20 protein-coding genes and 1 pseudogene are annotated in these 23358 nt (G+C 70.6%); 11 read left to right on the forward strand and 10 right to left on the reverse strand.

The window, feature by feature from the left end:
• Positions 1-99 precede the first annotated feature (99 nt).
• The 4 genes from ACFWPS_RS40335 to ACFWPS_RS40350 all read right to left on the reverse strand — a co-directional run bounded on the left by ACFWPS_RS40335 (position 100) and on the right by ACFWPS_RS40350 (position 4042).
• Complete coding sequence (locus ACFWPS_RS40335; protein ID WP_383715207.1) at positions 100-510, reverse strand: PTS-dependent dihydroxyacetone kinase phosphotransferase subunit DhaM; 411 nt, start codon at positions 508-510, stop codon at positions 100-102.
• Positions 503-1102 (reverse strand): dihydroxyacetone kinase subunit DhaL, encoded by a 600-nt coding sequence (gene dhaL / locus ACFWPS_RS40340; protein ID WP_383715210.1) that lies wholly within the window; start codon positions 1100-1102, stop codon positions 503-505. Before dhaL ends, ACFWPS_RS40335 begins: the two co-directional genes overlap by 8 nt.
• A 51-nt stretch (positions 1103-1153) precedes the next feature.
• Positions 1154-2146, reverse strand: coding sequence for a dihydroxyacetone kinase subunit DhaK (gene dhaK, locus ACFWPS_RS40345; protein ID WP_383715213.1), 993 nt, complete (start codon positions 2144-2146; stop codon positions 1154-1156).
• A 663-nt stretch (positions 2147-2809) separates the two neighbouring features.
• Entirely contained in the window at positions 2810-4042 is a 1233-nt protein-coding gene (locus ACFWPS_RS40350) for a serine hydrolase domain-containing protein (protein WP_383715215.1), read from the reverse strand.
• Between the two features lie 718 nt (positions 4043-4760).
• Between ACFWPS_RS40350 and ACFWPS_RS40355 the strand changes: the two genes are divergently transcribed.
• Genes ACFWPS_RS40355 through ACFWPS_RS40375 form a run of 5 tightly spaced genes read left to right on the forward strand, consistent with a single transcriptional unit; the run spans position 4761 to position 11381 of the window.
• Positions 4761-6323, forward strand: a complete 1563-nt coding sequence (locus ACFWPS_RS40355; RefSeq protein WP_383715217.1) for an ABC transporter substrate-binding protein — start codon at positions 4761-4763, stop codon at positions 6321-6323.
• 24 nt (positions 6324-6347) lie between these two features.
• On the forward strand, positions 6348-7289 hold the full coding sequence (locus tag ACFWPS_RS40360) for an ABC transporter permease (RefSeq protein WP_383715220.1): 942 nt from the start codon (positions 6348-6350) through the stop codon (positions 7287-7289).
• Positions 7290-7306: 17 nt separating this feature from the next.
• The gene (locus ACFWPS_RS40365; RefSeq protein WP_383715223.1) at positions 7307-9292 is read left to right on the forward strand and encodes a dipeptide/oligopeptide/nickel ABC transporter permease/ATP-binding protein; all 1986 of its coding nucleotides are present in this window, start codon (positions 7307-7309) and stop codon (positions 9290-9292) included.
• Between the two features lie 2 nt (positions 9293-9294).
• Positions 9295-10089, forward strand: a complete 795-nt coding sequence (locus ACFWPS_RS40370; RefSeq protein ID WP_383715226.1) for an ATP-binding cassette domain-containing protein — start codon at positions 9295-9297, stop codon at positions 10087-10089.
• A gap of 38 nt (positions 10090-10127) precedes the next feature.
• Entirely contained in the window at positions 10128-11381 is a 1254-nt protein-coding gene (locus ACFWPS_RS40375; RefSeq protein WP_383715227.1) for a serine hydrolase domain-containing protein, read from the forward strand.
• 453 nt (positions 11382-11834) lie between these two features.
• On the opposite strand, the gene ACFWPS_RS40380 is transcribed toward ACFWPS_RS40375, so the two are convergent.
• Positions 11835-12269: a VOC family protein gene (locus ACFWPS_RS40380; RefSeq protein WP_383715230.1), complete on the reverse strand. Its 435-nt coding sequence runs from the start codon at positions 12267-12269 to the stop codon at positions 11835-11837.
• Between the two features lie 202 nt (positions 12270-12471).
• Positions 12472-13593, reverse strand: a complete 1122-nt coding sequence (locus ACFWPS_RS40385; protein WP_383715232.1) for a diaminopropionate ammonia-lyase — start codon at positions 13591-13593, stop codon at positions 12472-12474.
• 115 nt (positions 13594-13708) lie between these two features.
• On the opposite strand from ACFWPS_RS40385, the gene ACFWPS_RS40390 reads away from it, so the two are divergent.
• Positions 13709-14656: a LysR substrate-binding domain-containing protein gene (locus ACFWPS_RS40390; RefSeq protein WP_383715235.1), complete on the forward strand. Its 948-nt coding sequence runs from the start codon at positions 13709-13711 to the stop codon at positions 14654-14656.
• 87 nt (positions 14657-14743) lie between these two features.
• A pseudogene (locus ACFWPS_RS40395) lies at positions 14744-14962 on the forward strand (aminoglycoside phosphotransferase family protein); the annotation flags it as partial.
• A gap of 72 nt (positions 14963-15034) precedes the next feature.
• On the opposite strand, the gene ACFWPS_RS40400 reads toward ACFWPS_RS40395, so the two are convergent.
• Together ACFWPS_RS40400 and ACFWPS_RS40405 are read right to left on the reverse strand one after the other, a co-directional pair.
• Positions 15035-15466 carry an OsmC family peroxiredoxin gene (locus tag ACFWPS_RS40400; RefSeq protein WP_383715238.1) on the reverse strand — a complete coding sequence of 144 codons (432 nt, stop codon included), beginning with the start codon at positions 15464-15466 and terminating at the stop codon, positions 15035-15037.
• A 130-nt stretch (positions 15467-15596) separates the two neighbouring features.
• The gene (locus tag ACFWPS_RS40405; protein WP_383715241.1) at positions 15597-17270 is read right to left on the reverse strand and encodes an FAD-dependent oxidoreductase; all 1674 of its coding nucleotides are present in this window, start codon (positions 17268-17270) and stop codon (positions 15597-15599) included.
• A 194-nt stretch (positions 17271-17464) separates the two neighbouring features.
• Between ACFWPS_RS40405 and ACFWPS_RS40410 the strand changes: the two genes are divergently transcribed.
• Positions 17465-18331, forward strand: a complete 867-nt coding sequence (locus ACFWPS_RS40410; protein ID WP_383715244.1) for an aldo/keto reductase — start codon at positions 17465-17467, stop codon at positions 18329-18331.
• A gap of 32 nt (positions 18332-18363) precedes the next feature.
• Here the strand turns inward: ACFWPS_RS40410 and ACFWPS_RS40415 are convergent, their stop codons facing one another.
• Both ACFWPS_RS40415 and ACFWPS_RS40420 read right to left on the reverse strand, forming a co-directional pair.
• On the reverse strand, positions 18364-19302 hold the full coding sequence (locus tag ACFWPS_RS40415) for a helix-turn-helix transcriptional regulator (protein ID WP_383715248.1): 939 nt from the start codon (positions 19300-19302) through the stop codon (positions 18364-18366).
• Between the two features lie 4 nt (positions 19303-19306).
• Positions 19307-20164 carry a phytanoyl-CoA dioxygenase family protein gene (locus tag ACFWPS_RS40420; RefSeq protein WP_383715251.1) on the reverse strand — a complete coding sequence of 286 codons (858 nt, stop codon included), beginning with the start codon at positions 20162-20164 and terminating at the stop codon, positions 19307-19309.
• Between the two features lie 245 nt (positions 20165-20409).
• Between ACFWPS_RS40420 and ACFWPS_RS40425 the strand changes: the two genes are divergently transcribed.
• From ACFWPS_RS40425 to ACFWPS_RS40435, 3 genes are read left to right on the forward strand one after another with little or no spacing between them, the layout of a single operon-like run.
• Positions 20410-21510, forward strand: coding sequence for a LacI family DNA-binding transcriptional regulator (locus tag ACFWPS_RS40425; RefSeq protein WP_383715254.1), 1101 nt, complete (start codon positions 20410-20412; stop codon positions 21508-21510).
• On the forward strand, positions 21507-22433 hold the full coding sequence (locus tag ACFWPS_RS40430) for an ABC transporter permease (protein ID WP_383715256.1): 927 nt from the start codon (positions 21507-21509) through the stop codon (positions 22431-22433). Before ACFWPS_RS40425 ends, ACFWPS_RS40430 begins: the two co-directional genes overlap by 4 nt.
• Positions 22433-23311, forward strand: coding sequence for an ABC transporter permease (locus tag ACFWPS_RS40435; RefSeq protein WP_383715259.1), 879 nt, complete (start codon positions 22433-22435; stop codon positions 23309-23311). Before ACFWPS_RS40430 ends, ACFWPS_RS40435 begins: the two co-directional genes overlap by 1 nt.
• Positions 23312-23358: the final 47 nt, after the last annotated feature.

Here is a 23358-nt window from a genome sequence, read left to right on the forward strand (position 1 = left end):
TCCGGCCTGACTGCCGGAGAACCCCTCACCAAGATCTTCATGAGCCTTCTAGGGGGTGTTGTCGTGTGTGTGGTGGGGGGCGGCCGTCCTGGTGGGTGTTCAGACCTTGCGGTAGGTGTACGCCTCGGCGGCGGCAGCCTCCACCGCGTCGAGGCCGGCCCCGGTGGCCGCCGTGACGACCGCGGCGACCGCGCCCTCGACGAACGGGGCGTCCACCAGGCGGGTGCCCTCCGGGAGTTCGTCGCCCTCGGCGAGCAGCGCCTTCACGGTGAGCACCGCGCTGCCTAGGTCGGTGAGGACAGCGACCCCCGCACCCCGGTCCACGGCCGCGGCAGCGGCGGCGATCAGCTCGGCGCTGGTGCCCAGCCCGCCGCCCTCGGTGCCGCCCGCCGGGGCGACCGGCACCGCCGTGGCGCCGCCCGCCAGCCCCTTCGCCAGCTCCGCGACGGACGCCGCGACCTCCGCGCTGTGCGACACCAGTACGATCCCGACCAGCTTGTCGTCACTCACCTGCCGCCTCCGCGAGTCCCGCGACCAGCAGCGCCGACGAGGTGGCACCCGGATCCTGGTGGCCGATGCTGCGCTCGCCGAGATAGCTCGCCCGGCCCTTGCGGGCCTGCAGCGGGATCGTCGCCTCGGCGCCCTGCTCGGCGGCGGCCCGCGCCGCGCCGAAGCCGTCGCCGAGCGCGTCGACCGCCGGCACCAGGGCGTCGATCATCGTCTTGTCCCCGGGCGCGGCCCCGCCGAGCGCCATGACCTTGTCCACCCCGGCCCGCAGTGCCTCGGCGAGCTGGGCCTCACTGACCTCGGCCGCGTCGCCCAGCGCCTTGCCGGTGCTGCGCAGCAGCGTGCCGTACAGCGGCCCGGACGCGCCGCCGACCGTGGAGATCAGCCGGCGTCCGGCGAGCGTCAGCACGGCACCCGGGGTGTCGGGCGCGTCCTTCTCCAGCGTGGCGACCACCGCCTTGAACCCGCGCTGGAGGTTGCTGCCGTGGTCGGCGTCCCCGATGGGTGAGTCGAGGGCGGTGAGCCGCTCCGCCTCGCGGTCGACGGAGGCGGCGGTCGCCGCCATCCAGCGGCGGAAGAATTCGGCGTCGAGCACTGGATCTCCTTGCGTTGCGATACGGACGCGGGTCGGTGCCGGCTCTCTCGCTCACATCCCCCAGCGCAGGGCCGGTGTCCTCACCGGCGCGTCCCACAGGCGCAGCAGCTCCTCGTCGACCTGGCAGACCGTGACCGAGGCACCGGCCATGTCCAGGGAGGTGACGTAGTTGCCGACCAGCGTGCGGGCAACGGTGACACCGCGCTCGGCGAGCACCCGCTGGACCTCGGCGTTGAACCCGTACAGCTCGAGGAGCGGGGTCGCGCCCATGCCGTTGACCAGGACGAGGACCGGGTTGCGCGGGGGCAGGTCCTCCAGGACGGCGTGGACCGCGAAGTCGGCGATCTCGCCGGAGGTCATCATGGCCCGCCGCTCCCGGCCCGGCTCGCCGTGGATGCCGATGCCCAACTCCAGCTCGCCGGGCGGCAGATCGAAGGTCGGGGTGCCCTTCGCCGGGGTGGTGACGGCGCTCAGCGCGAAACCGAAGCTGCGGGAGTTCTCGTTCACCTGGCGCCCGACGGCCTCCACCCGCTCCAGCGGCTGCCCCTCGGCGGCGGCCGCACCGGCGATCTTCTCCACGAACAGGGTGGCGCCGGTACCGCGCCGGCCCGCGGTGTAGAGGCTGTCGGTGACGGCCACGTCGTCGTTGACGAGCACCTTCGCCACCTGGATGCCCTCGTCCTCGGCGAGTTCGGCGGCCATGTCGAAGTTGAGCACGTCGCCGGTGTAGTTCTTCACGATGAACAGCACCCCGGCCCCGCTGTCCACGGCCGCGGCGGCCCGGGCCATCTGGTCCGGCACCGGGGACGTGAACACCTCGCCCGGACAGGCGGCCGACAGCATCCCGGGGCCCACGAACCCGCCGTGCAGCGGCTCGTGCCCGGAGCCGCCGCCCGAGATCAGCGCGACCTGCCCGGGGACGGGGGCGTCCCGCCGTACGATCACCCGGTTCTCCACGTCCACGGTGAGATCGGGATGAGCCGCCGCCATACCCCGCAGCGCGTCCGCCACCACGGTCTCCGGAACGTTGATCAGCATCTTCATGCGGTCCTCCAAATAACGCTACCAGACTAGTCTCCGACCTGCTCCTTTGCAGGTCAGAGCAGGTTTCGCCGGGTCTTGACCTTGGCGCCCCGTGGCGGTCCGGAGCGGGTTGCAGCGAGGCTGATACTGACTGAATGCCGACTTTGGTGACTGTTCGTCAGGTGTAGGTGGGGGCCGTGACCGCGAGCGGCGAAGTTCTCCTGAGCGCAGTATCGACCTTGCGCACGCGAAGGTCACCTGGGCGGGCTCGTGAAACGCACTTGAGAGGCTCAGGCTGCTTCCTCGTTGCCTGTACTGGGCGGCACTGCTGCCGGGCCGTCCGGCGCCGCATCCGAGACGCGCACGCTGACGGCGCCGTACCGCAGGACTCCGATGCGAGGACCGTCCGGCCCGCGGCGCCCTTTCCCTCGCCGTCGGATACGGACGGGCGGCGGTCGGGGGTGTGGTCGAAGGTGTGGAGCCCGGTCGCGGAGGTCATTTCGCGTGGGGGGCGTGGGCTGTTGGCGTGGGGGCCTTCTTCGCCGTAGTGACAGGAGCTGTCGAGTTCCTGCTCGGTGTCGGTGACGGGCTCGTCGTCGGCGCCGGGTGCGGAGTTCGAGGACGGCCTCGGCGCCGGCCGGGCCCCCGCACACGGCACGTGCATACGCGGAATCCCCCGGTAGGTCAGCCCCCCGATCCCCCGTCGACCGGGGCCCCGGTGATGGCCTGCATCTCCTGCCCGATCATCTCCTGCAGCGGTACGCCGTCGTGGTTGCTGAGGATGACACCGACCCAGCCGGTGGACGGGTAGATGTCCCAGTTGGCGCCGACACCGGGGTTGCCACCGGCGCGCTGGTACATCCACTGGCCGCGGACGATGGAGACCGGAATCCCGTACGCCCCGAACGACGCCGGTCCATGGGGGATCTTGGCGGCAGTGAGCACGTCGGCCCAGGGCCGGTCCAGTACCGTGCCGTCGTCCAACGCGCGCGCGAACCGGACCAGATCCGGCGCGGTGGCGAAACCGCCGTCCCCGGGGGCGTCGATGAAGGCGCGGCCCGGATTCTTGCCGAGCACGCTCGGGTCCGGGCTGCTCTTGTCCAGGTTGCGGACGGCGTCCACCACGCTGCCGTCGGCCAGCTCCATGTACGGGTGCGCGATGTGCTCGTCGGTGAGCCACTGCGGCCTGGTGCAGAACGCCGAGCCGGTCATGCCGCAGCGCCCGAAGATGTTCTCCTGCACGTAGTCCCAGTACGTCCTGCCGGTCACGGCTTCCACGATCAGCGCGGAAATGGTGATCTCCGCCTCCTCGTGGGCGGTGTCGGGAACGCCCGGGACGCCCACGAGTTTCGCCTGCCGGGCCCGCCGCTCGTAGTACTCGTGCACCTCGTCCCGGCTCCGGAAGACGCGTTGCACGTCCTCGTCCGGGCTGTCCAGCCCGGAGGTGCCGGACAACACGTGGTGGATGGTCACCTGCTCGGCGATCTCCTTGGCGAAGCCCTTCAGATGGGTGCCCACCGTGTCCGACAGCTTCACCTTGCCCTGCTGCGCCAACTGCAGGACGGCTACCGCGCCCAACGGCTTGCCCGCCGAACTGAGGCTGAACGCGACGCCCTCGTGGTTGGCGATCCCCTTCTCCCTGTCGGCCATGCCGTAGCTGCGGGACAGCACCGTCCGGCCGCGGTGCGACAACAGCACCACGCCGGAGAACCTGCCCTCGGCCGCCAACTTCGCCACATACCGGTCGTAGGCTCCGTCAGGCCGGGTGTCCGGCGGGATCGGGTCGGTTCGGGCCTGGTCGGCGTGGCCGGGCTGGGCGCCCACCAGTGACGCGCCTGCCATCACGCCGGCGGTCGCCAAGCCGCCCCACCCGAACAGCTGCCTCCGGTCGACACCGCGTACGGAATCCGAGCCCATGATCACAGTCCTCTCCCGATGCGCCGACTGACCGTTGACGCACTGTGGTCCGTGCCGCCACTGAAGACGGGAGACTGTTGCGGTGGCGTATGCGGTTTTCGATACGTCCGCGATACACGTTCCGGGAAGATCACTGGTGTGTACCGGGTTGCGTCCAGGGAAGTGGTGGACGGGCCTGGTAGCCGGGCCCTGGCTGCGCCGGATGTCCTCGTGGCATGGCCGGCAGGCGCTCACCAGGAGCGTTCCGCTCAGCGGACTCCTGTCCTTCTCGATTCGGACGGGGCGCCTGAAGAATAAGTCCACTCGGTTCCAGGGGATCCGCTGGGAGGCGGCTTATGCGTCATACCGCCGCGGGAGCAACGACCGCACCCGTCGGGCCCCGCACGTTACCCAGGCCGGCCTCCACAAGAGTCGGCTCAACGGTGTACTCGCAGCACTGAGGGCATCAGCACATACACCGGCCCCACTCCGGCGCTCACTCGAAGTGCCGCCGCCATGCCACCTGCCGACGGCAGCAGTCCACAAGAACGGCTCGGGACCTCTGCCGTAGGCCGGGACATGTCCGCGGCTTCAGGAACCCCACGCACTCAGGGACCACCCTGCCGCTCCCCATATCGCGCGGACTCGCACCGCGGAGCTTCCGTCATGACGGTGGGCCTCCTCCCGATCCCGGTGCACCCCGCGTACCCATATCGCTCCTCAGACGCCGGAGATCCAGTTGACACGATCGCGCCCTTCTCTCACAGTCGCGGCCGGTGCCGCCGGGCTGCTGCTCCTGACCACCGCATGCGGTGGCGGCAGCGGCGCTTCGTCGGGCACCGCAAAGGCCCAGGACCCCAATGTCCTGACGGTTGCCTCGTCCATCGCACCCAACAGCCTCAACCCGGCTCTGGGCGGTTCCGCCGACCCGCAGCAGTATTTCTTCGAACTGGCATACGACACGCTGATCCGGCGGGACGTGAACGGGACGTACTCGCCTGCCCTCGCAACCAAGTGGGGCTACGTCGGCTCCGGCAGCAAGACCTTCGACATCACCCTGCGGTCCGGTGTGAAGTTCAACGACGGCTCCGCTCTCACCGCCGAGGGTGTGAAGAAGTCGCTCCAGTACTACGCCAAGGCGGGCGGGCCGCTGGCGGCCAACCTGGCCCCCGTGGGATCCATTGACGTCGTATCCCCCCTCAAACTGCGCCTCCACCTCACCAAGTCCGATCCGTTGATGCCGCTGTACCTCTCCCAGCCGACGGCCGGAGAGATCATCAGCCCCATCGGCCTCGGCAAGACGGACGAGCTCGGGACCACGACGCACGGCGCCGGACCGTACATGATCGACGCGTCGCAGACCGTCTCCGGGCAGACCTACACCTACGTCCCCAACCCCACGTACTTCGACAAGTCGCGGGTGCACTGGAAGAAGGTGGTCATCAAGGTCATCAAGGACGAGAACACCACGCTGAGCGCCTTCCGCTCCGGGGAGGTCGACTACGCCCTCGGCGACTCCACCACCGCCAAGGCCGCCAAGTCCGCCGGGCTCCAGGTGCTGTCGAACCCCTACTCGGTCATGCAGCTGATGATCATGGACCGCAAGGGTGCCATGGTCAAGGCCCTGGGTGACCTGCGCGTACGGCAGGCCATGATGTACGCCATCAACCGGGGCTCGGTCGCCAAGGCGCTGTACGGGACGTACGCCAAGAGCTGGGACTATCCCGTTCTCGCGGGCAAGAGCGGCTACAGCGAGGGCAGCGAAGGGAAGTACGCCTACAACGTCGCCAAGGCCAAGAAGCTCCTGTCGGAGGCGGGTTACCCCAACGGCTTTACCCTGCCGATCATCGTGAACCTCACGGGTACGGGGGAGTCCCAGGCGGCGGAGGCCTTCGCCGCGGAGATGGCGAACATCGGGATCAACGTCAAGATCACCGTCCCGGCCAACACCAACGAGCTCTACTCCACGTACACGAAGTACCCGGCGATGATGTTCGACTACGGCGTCGGACTCGCCCCGCCGTACGCCCAGGGCAACGACCTGCTGTACAGCTGGGGCAACCCGTTCAAGGCCGACGACAAGCAGCTCGACACGCTCTACAGCAAGGCGGCTTCGGCGACGACCGACCAGCTCCAGGAGCAGGGCTGGCAGAAGTTCGAGCAGCGCCTGTCCGACCTGTCCTGGAACGTCTACATGGCGGCCGTGGAGAAGATCACTTACGTGCGGCCCGGTCTGAAGGGCGTCGACCTCTCGTCGACGAACCTCACGCCGGACCTGTCGAACTTCTACGTCGCCAAGTAACCCCACCGAGAAAGGCACCACGTCATGTGGCGAACCAGCGGCATGCGGATCGTGCAGGCCGTGCCCTTGTTGCTTTTCGTATCGGCGCTCACTTTCGTCCTCCAGTTGTTCATTCCGGGTGACGCAGCGCGGTCCATCGGCGGTCTGAACGCCTCGCCCGAGGCGGTCGCCGCGCTGCGGCACCGCCTCCACCTCGACCAGCCGGTCTGGGTGCGCTACTGGGAGTGGCTGAAGGACGCGGTGCACGGCGACCTCGGGCAGTCGATCAGCAGCAACGAATCGGTCTCGGGCTCGCTCAACACCCGGCTGGGGGTGACGCTTTCCCTGGTGATCGCGACCACCCTGCTGGCACTCGTCATCGGAGTGGTGCTGGGCATGGCCAGCGCTCGCGGTGGGCGGATCACGCGGGTCACCGCGGACGTCGCGTCCATCGCGGGCATGACCATCCCCGCCTTCTGGGTCGGTCTGCTGGGTATCTGGGTCTTCAACACCCAGTTCGGCCTGCTGCCGGCGAACGGATACGTGTTCTTCGGGACGTCCGCCGGCGGCTGGCTGCGCTCGCTGGTGCTGCCGGTGACCGCCCTGGCCTTCGCACTGGTCACGGTGATCGCCAAGCAGACGCGCGAACAGTTCGCCGACGTCCTGAACCGGGACTTCGTGCGGAACCTGCGGGCCAACGGCGTCAGCGAGCGGTCGATCCTGTTCAAGCACGCGCTGCGGCACGTCTCCGTCACGGTCCTGACCGTGGCGGGAAACAACCTCATCGGACTGCTCGGCGCGGCCGTGGTGGTGGAGGAGCTCTTCGGTCTGCCCGGTCTGGGCAGCGCGGCGGTCACCGCCGCGTCGAGCGGTGACATCCCGGTCATCCAGGGGGTGGCGGTGTACTTCACCCTCATCGTGGTCGCACTGAACCTCCTGGTCGACCTTGCCGTCGGCTGGCTCAACCCCCAGGCGGTCGCCGCATGAGCGCACAGGAGACATCCATGACGAAACCCGAGCCCACGCCGCACACGGCGGAGGCGGAGGCCCCTTCGGCCGCCGTGGGGCGGGCGCCGCACGTGTCGGTCCTGCTCCGGGTCCTGCGTCGGCCGCGCATCGCGATTCCGGCCGTGATCCTGGTCCTGGAGCTGGTCGGGGCGTTCGGTGCCCGGTGGCTCGCGCCGTATCCGGCGCAGCAGGCGGACTTCGCCGCGGCGCTGACCGGGCCGAGCGCGAAGCACCTGCTCGGCACCGACCGGCTCGGCCGCGACGTGCTGTCGCGTCTGATGTACGGCGGCGCGGACACGTTCCGGGAGATCGGGATCGCCGTGGGGATCACCCTGGTGATCGCGGTTCCCCTCGGCCTGGTCATCGGCCTGCGCCGGGGCCGCCTCGACGCGGTGCTGATGCGGATGGCGGACGTGGTGATGTCGATCCCCGGCATCATCCTGCTGCTGATCGCGCTGGCCCTCTTCTCGCAGAGCATGACCGCGGCCATGGTCGTGATCGGCCTGCTGTCGGTGCCCGGCCTGATGCGCGTCGTCCGGTCGGCGTCGCTGACGGTCGGCCGGGAGACCTATGTCGCCGCCGCGCGGGTGTCCGGACTCGGCACCTGGCGCGTGGCCCGCAGGCACGTGCTGCCGCGGATCACCGGCCTGATCCTGGTGAACGCGGCGCTGGCGTGCGTGGCCGCCCTGCTCATCGCAGCCGGCATCAACGCCATCGGTCTCGGCGTGAAGCCGCCCGCTCCGTCCTGGGGCGGCATGATGGCCGACGCCTCGCAGACGTTGAACGAGAGCCTCTGGCTGGCCATACCGACCGGCGGGCTGATCGCCGTCACGGCCGCGTCGCTGATCGTCCTCGGCGACGGCCTGCGCGACATGCTCGCCGAGCGCTGGTCCGGTGTCTCGGCCGGGGCGCCGGCCCGGCGCCGCAAGGCGCCCGAACCCGCGGCGGTCGCCGCCGCGGCGGGCCCGGAGTCCGGCGACGCCTGGCTGCCGGCGGATCCGGATCCGGTCGTGCGGCTCACCAGGGTGACCGTCGCCGCGGACACCGGGGCCGGTGTGGTCGATCTGATCCGCGATGTGAGCCTGACTGTGGGGCAGGGCCGCACGGTGGGACTGGTCGGCGAATCCGGCTGTGGCAAGTCGATGACCGGGCTGGCGTTGCTCGGCCTGCTGCCGAGCGGTGCCCACGTCTCCTCGGGCATGGTCGAGATCGACGGTACCGACGTCGGCTCGTTCGGCGCGGCCCAGTGGCGGGCCCTGCGCGGCGGCACCATCGCCTTCATCTCGCAGGAGCCCATGGTCGGCCTCGACCCCCTGTTCACCATCGGCCACCTGCTGCGCGAGGCGGTGCGCACCCACGAGAAGGTCTCCCGCAAGGAGGCCGCGCTCCGGGCCCGGGAGCTGCTCGTCCAGGTCCAGATCCCCGATCCGGACCGGGTCCTGAAGCTGCGCCCGTCGCAGATCTCCGGCGGCATGGCGCAGCGCGTCTGCATCGCCGTCGCGCTGGCAGGACGTCCGCGCATCCTCGTCGCCGACGAACCGACCACCGCGCTCGACGTCACCGTCCAGCGCGAGATCGTCCAGCTGCTGCGCACGATCCAGCGGGACACCGGCATGGCCCTGCTGATGATCAGCCACGACTGGGACGTCATCGCGGAGGCCTGCGACACCGCCCTGGTCATGTACGCGGGCCAGGTGGTGGAGGCCGGTCCGACGGAGCGGGTCATGACCGCGCCGGTCCATCCCTACACCCGTAAGCTGCTCGCCGCGAACCCGCGGCTGGCGACGGTGGGCGAGCCCATCCCCACCATCCCCGGCACCGTGCCGCCCCCGGGGCAGTGGCCCGTCGGCTGTCACTTCGCCGACAGGTGTCCCGACCGGGTCTCCCGGTGCACAGAGGGGCCGATCGCCCTGATTCAGCCGGCCGACCAAGGCCTCGCCCGCTGTGTACGGGCCGGCGAAGAGCTGGAGGTGTCCGCGTGAGCATGAGCGAACCGCCGCTGCTCGACATCCGCGGCCTGTCAGTGTCGTACCACCGCCGTGGCAAGGGCACTCCGGCCATCCGGGACGTGTCCCTGGACATCCGGCCGGGCGAGACCCTCGCCCTGGTCGGGGAGTCCGGTTCCGGCAAGTCCACCCTGGGCCGTGCCGTGCTCGGGCTGACGGCCGCCACGCAGGGCACGATCCTGTTCGACGGCCAGGACATCACCCACGCCGGCGGTGCCCGGCGCCGGGAGCTGAGCAAGACCATCCAGGCCGTCTTCCAGGACCCCAACGGTTCCCTCAACCCGGCGCTGACCGTGGGCCAGACCCTGGCCGAACCGCTCCTGGTGCACTCGCGCGAACAGCGGTCCGTGGTCCTGGAGCGGGTACGGGAGGTGCTGGCGCTGGTGGGACTGCCGACCGAAGCGGCCGACCGCTATCCGCGCCAGTTCTCCGGAGGCCAGCGGCAGCGCATCGCGATCGCCCGGGCCCTGGTGATGAAGCCGAAGCTCATCGTCTGCGACGAGCCGGTCAGCGCACTCGACCTGTCGGTCCAGGCACAGGTCCTGAACCTCTTCACCTCTCTCCAGCAGCAGACGGGTGTCAGCTACCTGTTCATCTCCCACGATCTCGCCGTGGTCCGGCATCTCGCCCAGCGGATCGCCGTCCTGTACCGCGGTGACGTCGTGGAGAAGGGCACGACCGACGACGTCTACGCCGACGCACAACATCCCTACACCCGACGGCTGTTGGCGGCGGCCGGGATCGAAGGGGCCCCGGCCCCTTCCGCCCGCTGACCCAGGCAGCCCCCCGACTTCGGCATCCGGAGGTATACATGCAGCAGTTCACCGACCGTTTCGGCGTGACCAAGCCCCCGGAGCAGTCCGGTTTCAGCACTGAACGGCTGCGGCGGATCACCGAGTTCTTCGACCGGCAGACGGAACTCGGGGTCATCCCGGGCTGGTCGGCGCTCGTGGCCCGGCACGGAGAGCCCGTGTACGCGGCGGGCGGCGGACTCCGGGACCTCGAACTCGGACTCCCGGTCGAGCCCGGCACACTGTGGCGGCTGTACTCCATGACGAAACCGGTGACGTCCGTCGCCGCGATGATGCTCGTGGAGCGGGGTCTGCTCGGACTCGACGACCCGGTCAGCGCGTACGTTCCCGAGTTCGCGGACATGACGGTGTACGACGGAGGTTCGCCGGCGGGCCTACGGGTCCGCCCGGCGGCCCGCCCGGTGACCGTGGGCCACCTGCTCACGCACACCGCCGGACTGACCCTCGGGCTGTCCCACATGAACCCGGTGGACGCGCTGTACCGCGAGGCGGGCCAGGACGTACTCCCGCTGCCAGGCTCCACACTGCCGCAGATGTGTGCCGACGTGGGCGGGCTGCCGCTGCTGTTCGAACCGGGCACCGCCTGGAACTACTCCCTCGGTGTCGACATACTGGGCCGGATCATCGAGATCTGCAGCGGCGAGACCCTCGACAGGTTCATCGGGACGCACCTGCTCGGCCCGCTCAGGATGACCGACACGACGTTCTCGCTCCTGCCCGAGCGGGTGACGGACCTGGCGGAGATCTACAGCCCGGACCCCGAATCGGGCCGGCTCGTCGTGAACGAGGAACTGCGGCGCACGTTCCGTCAGCCGGCGGAGTTCCCGTCCGGCAGCGGTGTTCCCGGACTGGTGTCGACCCTGGAGGACTACCACCGGTTCGCGGCCATGCTCGTGCGCGGCGGCGAACTGGACGGCGAGCGGCTCCTCGGCCCCCGCTCCCTCGCGTTCATGGCGACCAACCACCTGCCCGGCGGCGCCGATCTGAACTCCTTCGCCATGTACCCCGACGACGAGCACCGCGGCTGTGGCTTCGGGCTTGGGTTCTACGTCGTCACGGATCCCGTGGCCGCGGGTTCGTTCGGCAACAAGGGCGAGTTCGGCTGGTCCGGCGCGGCGAACACCCACTTCTTCGTGGACCCGGTCGACGGCGTCACCGCCGTGTTCTGCACCCAGGTCGCCACCTGGGGCAAGCACCGGCCGCCGCTGCGGCGCCAGTTGCGGAACCTCGTGTACCAGGCCATGACGGCCTGAACCGCGCTCGGCAGTCAACAGGCGACAGAACCACCTCGTCGGTCACGGCTACCCCGGGGGAGATGGATTCCGGCGAGTCGGTGTCCGCGGTGTCCGCCGTGTCCGCGGCGTTCTGGGGGGATGCCGTGCCCAGGATGCCGCCGCCTCCGGCGACGCCGGTCCATACGCCGATACGGGGATGGTGCTGCCAACAATTGGCTGGTGGACCACAGGGCTACGAGCGAGGGCATCGGCGGTAGCCCCCATCCCATGCCACACTGGCAGCAGGGCCGTCTCGCATCCCCCGTCGAGGCGGCCCTGCTGCTGTCACGGTGATGGTTGGCGCCGGCTCGGGCTCGGCGGTCTCTGCAGCGGTTGCCGTGGCTGCCGTGGCTGTCGTGGTTGCTGCGGGCCGCGGCTTGACGTTGGCGACGGCGACGATTGCAAGGCGTGAGAACTCTCCTCGGAGAATGTTCAGTCGATACAGAACTCGTTGCCCTCGATGTCCAGCATCGGGATGCACGACTCGTTTTCCTCATCGGCGTACAGCGTTTGCACGTGGGTTGCACCGAGCGCGACCAGTCGGGCGCACTCGGCTTCGAGCGTGGCGAGGCGCTCGTCCCCCACGAGCCCGGTGCCGACCCGGACGTCGAGATGCACCCGATTCTTGACGATCTTGCCTTCGGGGACGCGCTGGAAGTACAGGCGCGGGCCCACGCCTGAGGGATCACTGCAGGCGAACCACGATCCCTGCTTCTCAGCAGGCAGGGTGCGGTCGAAATCGTCCCAGGTGGTGAACCCCTCCGGTGGCGGCGGTACGACGTACCCCAGCACTTCACACCAGAAGCGAGCGAGGCGCTCAGGTTCTGCGCAGTCAAAGGTGACTTGGAACTTCTTGATCGCCGGCATCGGCGCACCGTACCGCGTACCAGGGGGACCCTGCCGCTCATTTCCCCAGGCGGATCCGCCCCTCGCCCGTCGCAGCCCCAGGATCCAGCCCTGACCAAACACCTTCAGGCCTGTTTAGGGCTGGTTCCGGCCGTTCGTCGATCCTGGCGGTCCGGGGCGACCGGTGGCACCGACCTCGCGGTGGCGAAGGTCCTCATCGAGTTCAGTGGTCGGCGGTGGAGTGCGGGTTGGCCGCCGGGCCCTCGGTGCTCAGCAGCACGATCACCGAGGTCGTGCCGATGCCCAGCGCCGTACGGCGTTCCTCGGCACCGGTGCCGGTCAGCGCCGCGCGGAGGCCGGCGAGCGTGGCGGCTCCGCACGGCCCCGACGGAACACCGAGGGCGGCGAGGGCGGCGGCGGCACGGGTGCTGTCGGCGTCGGAGACGGCCACGGCGGCGTCCAGCCCTCCGTGCAGGTAGGGCCAGGCGATGCTCGACGGGGTTCCGCAGTTCAGCCCGGCCATGATGGTGTGGCCGGTGGTGACGCCGACGGGCTCGCCCGCGGCGAGGCTTGCCAGGACACAGGCCGCGGTGTCGGGTTCCACCGACAGCAGCGCCGGAGCCGCTCCGGTCGGGCGGCTCCGGTAGTGGGTGATCACGGACTGGGCCAGTGACCCCACACCCACCGGGACACAGACCAGGTCGGGCCCGGTGGTGATCCCCTCGGCCGTCAGCTGCTCGTCGATCTCGGCGGTGAGGGTGGAATAGCCCTCGACGATCCATCCCGGTATCCGCTCGTAGCCGGGCCAGGCGGTGTCCTGGACCAGGACCGCGTCGGGCGCGGCGCCCGCCCGTTCGGCCAGTCGAACGGCCTCGTCGTACGACCCCGTGACCTCGGTGACCTTCGCCTGCTCGGCGGCGATGGCCGCCACGGCCTGTGGATGCACGCCCCGCGGGACGAAGACGTGGGCATACTGCCCGAGGAAGCGCGCCGTTCGTGCCACCGCCCGGCCGTGATTGCCGTCGGTGGCGGTCACCAGGGTGACCGGACCCGGTTCCGTACCCCTGCCGGCGCGCTCGGCCAGGGTGCGTTGGACTGCCCAGGACGCACCCAGCACCTTGAACGCGGGCAGGCCCAGACGACACGACTCGTCCTTGGCGAACACCCGGCCGACCCCGAACTCGGCTGCCAGGGTGGGGAGTTCGGTCAGCGGAGTGGGGGAGTAGCCGGGTAGCGCGGCATGGAAGGCGCGCACCTCGGTGGGCGCGGGCGCACACCGCCACGTGCGGGCGCCGGGCCGCACGGACCACGGCAGGGGGCGGAGGGATGAGGCGTTCTCGGTCACACGAAAAGGGTGCGGTGCCCGCTCATGCTCGGTCCAGCGAATGTATTCGACCTATAGTCGTCGGAAAAGCAAATCATTCCATTCGCTCCGTGTCGGCGAGGAGAGCGGGCTGCCGATGTTCGACCTGCACCGACTGCGCCTGCTCCGCGAACTCAAGCACCGGGGCACGCTCGCGGCTGTCGCCGCCGCCCTGTCGTACGCGCCGTCCTCCGTCTCCCAGCAACTCTCGCAACTGGAAGCCGAAGTGGGCGTCACGCTGTTGGAGCCGGTCGGACGACGGGTGCGGCTGACCGAACAGGCCGAGATCCTGGTGGCACACACCGAAGCGGTTCTCGAACGCCTGGAGCGCGCGGAAGCGGACATCGCCACCTCCTTGGCGGACCTGACCGGGACCCTGCGCATCGCCTCGTTCCAGACGGCCGCCCTGGCCCTGGTCCCCGTCGCGCTCGACGTCCTGCGCGAGCGGCACCCGCACCTGAGGGTCCACTTGACGCAGGCGGAGCCGGAACAGGCCCTGCCGGCCCTGCACGCCCGCGGCTTCGACCTGGTCCTCGCCGAGGAGTACCCCGGCAACCCGAGCCCGCGGCCCGCCGCGGTCGAGGAGGAGGACGTGCTCGACGACCCGCTCCACCTCGCGCTGCCGAAGCCGCCGGACGACGGTTGTACCGAGAGCCCGATGACGGCGCTGCGGTCACTCGCGGACCACCCCTGGGCCATGGAACCGGAGGGCACGACCGCCCGGCGCTGGGCCACGGCCCTGTGCCGCAACGCCGGCTTCGAACCCGACGTACGGTTCGAGACCACCGACATCCTGCTCCACCTCCGCCTCGTCGAGCAGCGGCATGCCGCCGCTTTCCTGCCCGGCCTCCTCTGGACCGGACGGCACCCGAGCGTCGCTCTGCGGCAACTCCCGCGCGGCCGACGCACACGGCGCGTCTTCACGGCCGTACGCTCCGGCCGCAGTCAGCACCCGGCCATCCTGGCCTGCCGCGACGCCCTTCGCGTGGCAGCCACCCACAGGCTCAACGGCAACGGCAACGGCAACGGCAACGGCAACGACTGACGAGTCCGGGCCGCGCGGAACAGCGTTGCCGACGCCTGTGGCGAAAGCCCTTTGCGCGGTGCGCCGTCCGGATGATGGGGTGGCACGGTGATCGACCACGACGAGGCGGGGGCCGTCCGGCCGCTGACCCTGGCCTGGGTGGGCCGGCATCTGAAGGACGGCGAGCGGATCGTCAGAACCGAGGCGTTGCACGGTGGCATCACCGCCGAGATGCGGCGGCTGACCATCGGCACGCCGCACGGAGGCACCCGCGACCTGGTGCTGCGGACCTTCGTCGACCCGGTCTTCGTCGAGCACGCCGAGAACATTGGGCCGTGGAGAAACGGCTGGACGCCTACGTCACCGCCCTGCTGGACGCGCTCGGCTGAGCCATCCGGCTCACCCGTCGGCGAGAGTCGCTTGCAGGGTGACCTCGGGGACGCCTGCCAGTGCCCGGCTGACCGGGCAGTTCGCCTTTGCCGATGCGGCGAACTCCCGGAACTCGGCCTCCCCGACCCCCGGGACCCGGCCCCTCGTCACGAGCTCGATCCTGGTGATCGTGGGAGTGCCGTCGACCGGCCGCAGGGTCACCGAGGCATCCGTCTCGATGGACTCGGCGGGGAAGCCGGCGTTCGCCAGGGTGCTGGCGAGCGCCATGGAGAAGCAGGTGGCGTGAGCCGCACCGATGAGCTGCTCCGGGTTGGATCCGGGGCCGCCTTCGAAGCGGGACTTGTACGTCACGCCCCCGGTGATGCTGTCGCCGGCGGTGAAGGTCCCGGACCCGCTGGGGATGTCGCCGTTCCAGGCCGCATGTGCTTTCGAGACAGGCATGTGCCCTCCAGGTGTGGACGGTCGATCCGGCGCGAAGCCGCCGGTGCGGGCATCGTTTCCGACGGTCGGTGCGCCGCACATCACCCAGACAGGTGAGACGCGGTGACCGCGCCGGATCCTGGGCCGGAGGTCACAACACGCCCTCCCCGTCGGCCCGGCGCCGCTCGAAGACGAGCCGTACCGCTGCGGAACCCTCACCGACCGCGGTGGCGACGCGTTTGACACTCCCGCTACGCACGTCGCCGATGCAGAACACGCCGGGGACACTCGTTTCGAACGGGAACGGCGCTCGATGACCGGCCGCGCGAGCGTCGAGGTCGTGTCCCGTGAGCAGGAAGCCCCCGGAGTCCGTCGCCAGCTGGTTGCCGAGCCAACCGGTGCACGGCGTGGCGCCGATGAACACGAAGACCGCGGCGACCTCCAGGGCGGAGCGCTGCCCGGTGGTCCGGTCCACCACATCGAGCCCGGTGACCGAGGAATCCGCCGTGACGCCGACCGCTTCCGTCCGGACGCGTACCCGGATCCTCGGACGGCAGGTGACCGCGTCGATCAGGTAGCGGGACATCGAGTGGTCGAGGTCGGGTCCCCGTACCAGGAGGTACACCGGATCGGAGGTGCGGGCCAGGAACATGGCGGCCTGGCCTGCCGAGTTCGCGCCGCCGATCACGGCCACCGGCCGTCCGAGCACGTTTCCCGCTTCGGCGACCGTCGCGGAGTAGTGGACGCCGTTGCCCTCCCAGTCGTCGATCCCGGAGACGGCCAGGCGCCGATAGTCCGCTCCGGTGGCGATGACGACGTCGCGCGCGCTGAACGTCCGTCCGTCGTCGCAGGTGACGGTGTGTACGCCGGCCTTGCTGGCGAAGGCCGCCGCGCGGACGTTGCGGTGCAGCCGGACCCCGAACTTCGCCGCCTGGATCGTCCCCCGCGCGGCCAGCTCGGCGCCCGAGAGTCCGGCCGGAAATCCGAGGTAGTTCTCGATCCTGGAGGAGGTACCGGCCTGGCCGCCGAAGGCCGCCGCATCGATGAGAGTGGTCCCAAGCCCTTCCGAGGCGCCGTACATCGCCGCCGCGAGACCGCCGGGGCCGCCGCCGACGACGAGCAGGTCACCGACATCGAGGCCGTCGTCGGCCACCGCGCCGGCCGGCTCTCCGAACTCCGCGGCGATGTCGGCCGGCTGCGGGTTGCGCAGCAGAGGCCGGCCGGGGACGAGGACGATGGGAAGGTCGGTCACCGGGATCCGGAGTTCACGCAGCAGCGCCTCGGCCTCCGGCTGCTCCTCGAGATCCATCCAGCGCACGGCTGTCCGGCCGAGCGAGAACGACTGGAGAAGCGTCCGGCTCCGTTCGTCGTACCGGGAACCGATGAGCGTGAGTCCCGCGCCTCTTCGCACCAGGTTCGCCCGGCGCTCCAGGAACGTCCGCAGGATGTACTCGCTGAGGCCGGCGTCCTGGGCGACGAGCGTCAGAATCCGCCGCACCGGAACCCGCAGCAGCCGGCCCGGGGTTCTCATGACACCCGCGAAGCGGGCGCGCTCGCCCGTCAGCATGCCGATCTCGCCCAGGAACTCCGCGGGCCCGTACGACGCGACCAGCCGTTCGCTCGGCTCCCCGATCCGGTCGACGACGTCAGCGGATCCCTCAAGGACGACGAAGAAGTCGTAGGACTCGGCGCCTGCCGTGAAGAGGACCTCGCCGGAGTTCGCCGGAAACTCCGATCCGAGCGCCGCCAGTTTCTTGAGCTGGTCGCCGGAGAGCGGTGCCGCCGGGGCCCGTACCCATGGCTCGCCTCGGTCAACGTGGTCCATGTGGTGCCTTCTCTCGCTGGTGGGCAAGGGTCCTTGGGGGTGATCCATCCTCCGCCGGGGGCGTCCGCCCGTCCCTCGCTTGAATAGGTGAGGGTGCCGTACGCGCGGGAGGTGGGAGGCTGGCCCACGCCGTCGGCTCGGCTCACGCCGCCGTTGATCCCGGATCCCCTCGCCCGTGGAAAGCAGGAATCGCGATGACCACCACTCCCGCCCCCGCAGCGGCTTCCGGCACGTTCCTGCTCGGTGGTGATCTGCCGGTACATCGCCTCGGATTCGGTGCGATGCGCATCACCGGACCCGGTGTCTGGGGCGACCCACGAGATCCGGGGGAGGCGGTGAGGGTGCTGCGCCGGCTGACCGAGCTCGGGGTGACGTTCATCGACACGGCGGACTCCTACGGGCCGTCCGTCAGCGAGCGGTTGATCAGACAGGCGCTGCACCCGTATCCCGCCGGTCTGGTCATCGCCACGAAGGGCGGCTTCACCCGGCCCGGCCCGGGTGTGTGGCTGCCGAACGGCCGGCCCGAGTACCTCAGGCAGCAGGCCGAGCTGAGCCTGCGCAACCTCGGCGTCGAGCGCATCGACCTGTACCAGCTGCACCGCATCGACCCGGCGGTGCCGGTGGAGGAGTCCCTCGGCGAACTGACCCGGCTCCAGGAGGAGGGGAAGATCCGCCACATCGGCCTGTCCCAGGTCTCGGTGGCCCAGCTGGAGGAGGCCCGTGCGGTCGCGGAGATCGTGTCGGTCCAGAACCTCTACAACCTTGCCGACCGCACCTCCGAAGACGTCCTCGACTACTGCGAGGCCGAGCACCTCGCGTTCATACCCTGGTTCCCCATCGCGACCGGCACGCTCGCGGAATCGAACGGTCCGCTGGCGAGGATCAGCAAGAACCACGGTGCGACGCCGTCCCAGCTCGCACTCGCCTGGCTGCTGCGCCGCTCCCCGGTGATCCTGCCCATTCCGGGAACGTCGTCGGTGGCCCACCTCGACGAGAACGTCGAGGCGGCGTCGGTACGCCTTTCCGGCGAGGAGTTCGCGGCGCTGACGAGGGCCGTCTGAGGCAGCCGTGCCCCGTTCACCGCAGGGCCCGCTCAGCGGCGGCGACCGTCCGCGGACCGCGGCGGCGAGGGCGGCACCAGGGTCAGGAGCGCGGACAGCGCGCCGTCGCCGACCGGGGACGGTGGTGCCGACTCGGGCGGCACCCTGCGGAAGGCGCTCGGGGACATCCCGTAGACGGCACGGAACCGGCGCGAGAAGTGGTAGGCGTCGGGGAAGCCGCACCGCACCGCTATGGCGCGCAGCGAGAGGTTGCTCAGCCACAGCAGCGGCTCGGCCCTCGCCAGGCGCAGCCGTTCGAGCCCCGCGACCGGGCTGACACCGAGGTGCCGCCGGCAGATCCGGGACAGCGTGCTCTCCGACACCCCGGCCGCGCGCGCCAACCGCTTGAGAGGGAGCGGCCGGGCGATGCCGTCCGACCAGTGGGAGCGGACCGCTGCCGCCATGGCGACCAGCGGTTCCGGGAGCGACACCGTGCCGGTCGTCGTGCCGGTGCCGTGCACGAAGGTGAAGAGCAGCAGCCGCAGGGTCTCCTCGGCGTGCCGTTCCCAGCCCGGCGGGCGGGTCGCGCCGAGCGCCAGGAGGTACTGGCACAGCGCGGCCATCGGGTCGCCGCGCCCCGCCAGGTCCCTGACGACCGGCCAGCCGGTGTCGTCGAGGGGGGCCGCGCCCCGCGGTGCGGCGGGCAGCCGGAAGTGCGCGTAGGCGTGCCGGGTGGGCCCGCGGGTGTTCCAGTGGAAGGTGTCCCGCATACCCGGGCGTACGAGCAGCAGCGCGCCGGGCGTCAGGGGCACGGTCAGGTCGCCGCAGACCCAGCCGGCACTGCCGTGCAGCAGCCAGACGAACTCGTACGACCCGGCGTCCCTGGGGCCGAAGACCGACCCGGGCGGGTAGTCGGCGACAGCGGGACCGAGCCGGGCGAGGAGCGTGGGGGTCAGGAGCGTGGGCGCCAGAGGCGGGCGGCGTCCCGTCACGGCCTCACCTGTCGCAGCCCCCGGACCGGTCGCGCCGCACCCGGGGCCTGCGGATGTCGGCGGTGCCCTTGTAGGCGTACGGGTCCCGGCCCGCGACCAGCACGATGTCCCGGAAGTCGGCCTGAGCCATGGGCACTTCGGCGTCGGGAGGCGCCCAGGGGAGGAGGGACGAGGCGCTCATGTAGTGGTTGACCAGGGCCCGACGGAAGCCCTGACGGCCGGTGTTGGGCAGCGACCTGTGCAGCAGGTAGCCGTTGAAGAGCAGTACTGATCCGGCGGCGATCTCGACCGGAACGGCGTCCGCCTCGTCGTACGGGAAGTCGTAGGACTCGACCGTGCAGTCGTAACGGGCGTCGTCGTGTTGCCGGTTGGGGTAGATGACGCCGGGGCGGTGCGAGCCCGGCAGGACCCACAGGCAGCCGTTGTCGACGGTGGCGTCGTCGAGGGCGAGCCAGGCGGCGGTCAGCGAACGGTCCCGGGTGGGGATGAACATCTCGTCCTGGTGCCACGCCTGGCCCGGCCTTCCCGCGGACTTGACGAACAGCATCGACTGCATCGCCTTGAGGTCGGGACCGATCACCTCGGTCAGCGGGCCGACGACGGCGGGATGGCGCATGGTGCCGAGCATGAGCGCCGACAGCTTGTGCGGATAGTGCACGCACAGGAACCGCCGCACCGTGTCGTCGTCGCTCTCGTCCGCGACCGGTGGCGGAGCCCCCTCGACGGCACCCCGTTCACCGCGGCAGATCCGCACGGTCTCCGCACGTAACTCCGCCACCTCGGCCGGCGTCAGGGCGTCCGGCAGCACGGCGTACCCGTCCCGGCGGAAGCGGGTCGCGAGGTCGTCGGTGGGGTCGGTCATCGGGTTCCCCTTCGCGCCGGGATGCCGGAACACCGGAATGCGGTCGTGCTCCCGATGGTCCTGGACATCGTGTCCCCGTGCCATGGCCGGCCGGTGCACCGGGATGGCGAATCCGGTCACTCCGCAAGATCAGATCATGTGTCAGAAACAAGGCGGACAAGGGTTGTTCACGTCTCTTGACGCTTTTCGCCGCATCCGGGTAGCGTCGTTCGGCACTTGCTAATACGTATTAGCTGGGAGTGCTCATGGCCCCTCCCGAACGACGTAGACGCTCCACCCAACGGGACATCGCCCGGCGCGCCGGCGTCTCCCAGGCGACGGTGTCGCTGGTGATCAGCGGAGGCGCGGCGAGTGCGCAGATCGCGGAACCGACCCGGCAGGCCGTGCTGGCGGCGGCCGAGGAACTGGGGTACGCCGCCAATGTCGCCGCACGCAGTCTGAAAGGCGGCCGGAACCGGCTGCTCGGGCTCTACACCTTCGAGTCGGTGTTCCCGACCGACCAGCGGGACTTCTACTACCCGTTCCTGCTCGGCGTGGAGGAGGAGACGGCACGGCAGGGCTACGACCTGCTGCTGTTCTGCTCCGACGGCAGAGTGTCCGGCACGGCGGGGGCCGGGCGGTCCATCTACGCCGGCGGCACCAACCGGCTGAAGATCGCGGACGGTTGCGTGCTGCTCGGCAGGAACGTCCGCCGCGAGGAGCTGTCGGCGCTGGTCCGTGAGGACTTCCCGTTCGTGTTCGTCGGACGCCGTGAGGTGGACGACGGTGAACTCTCCTACGTGGCCGCCGACTACGTCTCGGCGACCGCGCACCTCGTCGCGGAGCTGGCGCGACTCGGCCACCGGCGGATCCTGTACCTGCGGGCCCCGGAGGACAGCGAGCCCACCAGGGACCGCGAGGAGGGATACCGGCGCGGGCTGGCCGAGGCCGGCCTCGGCCAGGACGAGGCGCTGATCCGGAGCCTGGCCGATCCGGCCGGCCTGACGGTCGAGCGGCTGGAGGGGTGGATCGACGGACTCGGGATCACCGCGCTGCTGGTCGAGCCGACCGAGGACGACCGGCTCACCGGGGCGCTCGCGACGATGGCCGGCACGGAACGGGTCCGGTTCCCGCAGGACTGCTCGCTGGCCCTGCTGGGCGATCCGCCGTCCTGGACACCGGAGTCCCGGAACTGGACCCGGTTCTCGCTGCCCCGCGCCCAGATGGCCGTGGAGGCCGTACGGGTGCTGATCGAACTGCTCGACGAGGAGGCCCCCGCGGCGCGCCGGCTGACGGTGCCCTGCGCCTTCGTACCGGGCGACTCGGTCGGCCCGGTCCCCACCGGCGGCGGGAGGCCGAGGGCATGATCCGGATGATCGTGCACCGGCTGCTCATCGGGGTCTTCGTGATGTGGGGCGCCGCCTCGCTGATCTTCGTCATCGTCCGGGCCGCGCCCGGCGACCCCGCGACGGTACTGCTCGGCCCGGACGCCACCCGGAGCCAGCTCGACCAGCTGCGCGCCTCGCTCGGCCTCGACCGGCCGCTCGGCGCGCAGTACCTCAGCTACCTCGGCGACGTCTGCCGGCTCGACTTCGGCGAGTCGCACTGGCTCGGCAGGCCCGCCATGGGCGCGGTCCTCGACCGGCTGCCCGCCACCGTCGACCTCACCGCGACGGCCACGGTCATCGCGGTGATCGTGGGGCTGACGCTCGGCATGCTGGCGGGCGCGCGGCCGGGCGGGCTGCTGGACCGGGTGGTCTCGGCCTGCACGATCGCCCTCCAGTCGTTCCCCACGTTCTGGATCGGCATCATGCTGGTGCTGGTCTTCGCCCTCAGCCTGCGCGTACTGCCCAGTTCCGGGGTCGGCTCGCCCCAGCACCTGGTGCTGCCGGCCGTCACCCTCGCGTTCCCGTTCGTCGCGATCATCGCCCGGCTGACCCGGACCAGCCTGGCGGAGACGATGCGCGAGAGCTACATCCAGACCGCCCGCTCCAAGGGACTGACCGAACGGCAGGTGCTGTTCGGCCACGCCCTGCGCAACTCGCTGATCCCGGTGGTGACCGTGGTCGGCGTCCAGGTCGGGGCCCTGGTCGGCGGCGCCGTGATCGTCGAGAACGTGTTCGCCTGGCCCGGCCTCGGATCGCTCGTGGTGGAGGCGGTGGCCAACCGTGACTACACGGTCGTGCAGGGCGCCACCCTGCTGATCGCCGGCGTCGTCGTCGTACTCAACCTGATGGCCGATCTGCTCATCGCCCAGCTGGATCCGCGGATCCGGACGGGAGCCGTCTGATGGCCGGCATCACCGTGGCCGTCGAGAAGCCGGCGACGACTCCGCGGCGGGCGCGGCGCCCGCTCCTCTCCCGGGTCCCCGCCTTGGTCGTGGGCTGCTATCTGCTGGCGGCCGTCGTCGGACCCATCGTGATCCGCTACGACCCGGTGCACACCTCCCTGGAGGACCGGCTGCTCGCACCCGGCTCCAAGGTGTCCGGCGGCGGCACGGCCTGGCTCGGCACGGACGGACTCGGCCGCGACCTGCTCGCCCAGATCGTCTACGGGGCCCGCACGGCGGTGCTGATCGGCGTGTCCACAGTCGGGCTGTCCTGCCTCGTCGGGGTCCTTCTCGGCGCTGTCGCCGGTTACTTCCGGGGTGCCGCCGACGCCGTGCTCGCCCGGATCTTCGACGTCCTGCTGGCGTTTCCCGCGATCCTGCTGGCCATCGTGATCGCGGGCGCCTTCGAGCGCAGTGTCCTGCTGGTGGTCGTCGCGCTCTCGGCGACCGGCTGGATCACCTTCGCCCGCGTCACCCGCGGCATCGCGCTCTCCGTCAGGGAACGGCCCTGGGTGGACGCCGCCCGGGTGCTGGGAGTGCCCGGCCGGACCATCCTGGCCCGGCACGTGCTCCCCTTCACGGCGGGCCCGGTCGTCGCCCTCGCCACGCTCGAATTCGCGCTGGTGGTACTGGCGGAGGCGGGGCTCAGCTTCCTCGGTATCGGGCTGCCCCCGTCGACCGTGTCCTGGGGGCAGACCATCGCGAACGGCAAGGAGTACCTCGAAACGCAATGGTGGATCTCCACCCTGCCGGGCATCGCCCTGTCCCTCCTGATCGTCAACGTGGGCATCCTCGGCGACCAGCTCACCGCCCGCTACGGGCGTGGCCGCTCCGACTGAACCGGCCAGGTACAGCGCCTCACCCACCGGCTGACTCCGACCGACCC

This window comes from Streptomyces sp. NPDC058457 (assembly GCF_042720695.1).
GTDB lineage: Bacteria > Actinomycetota > Actinomycetes > Streptomycetales > Streptomycetaceae > Streptomyces.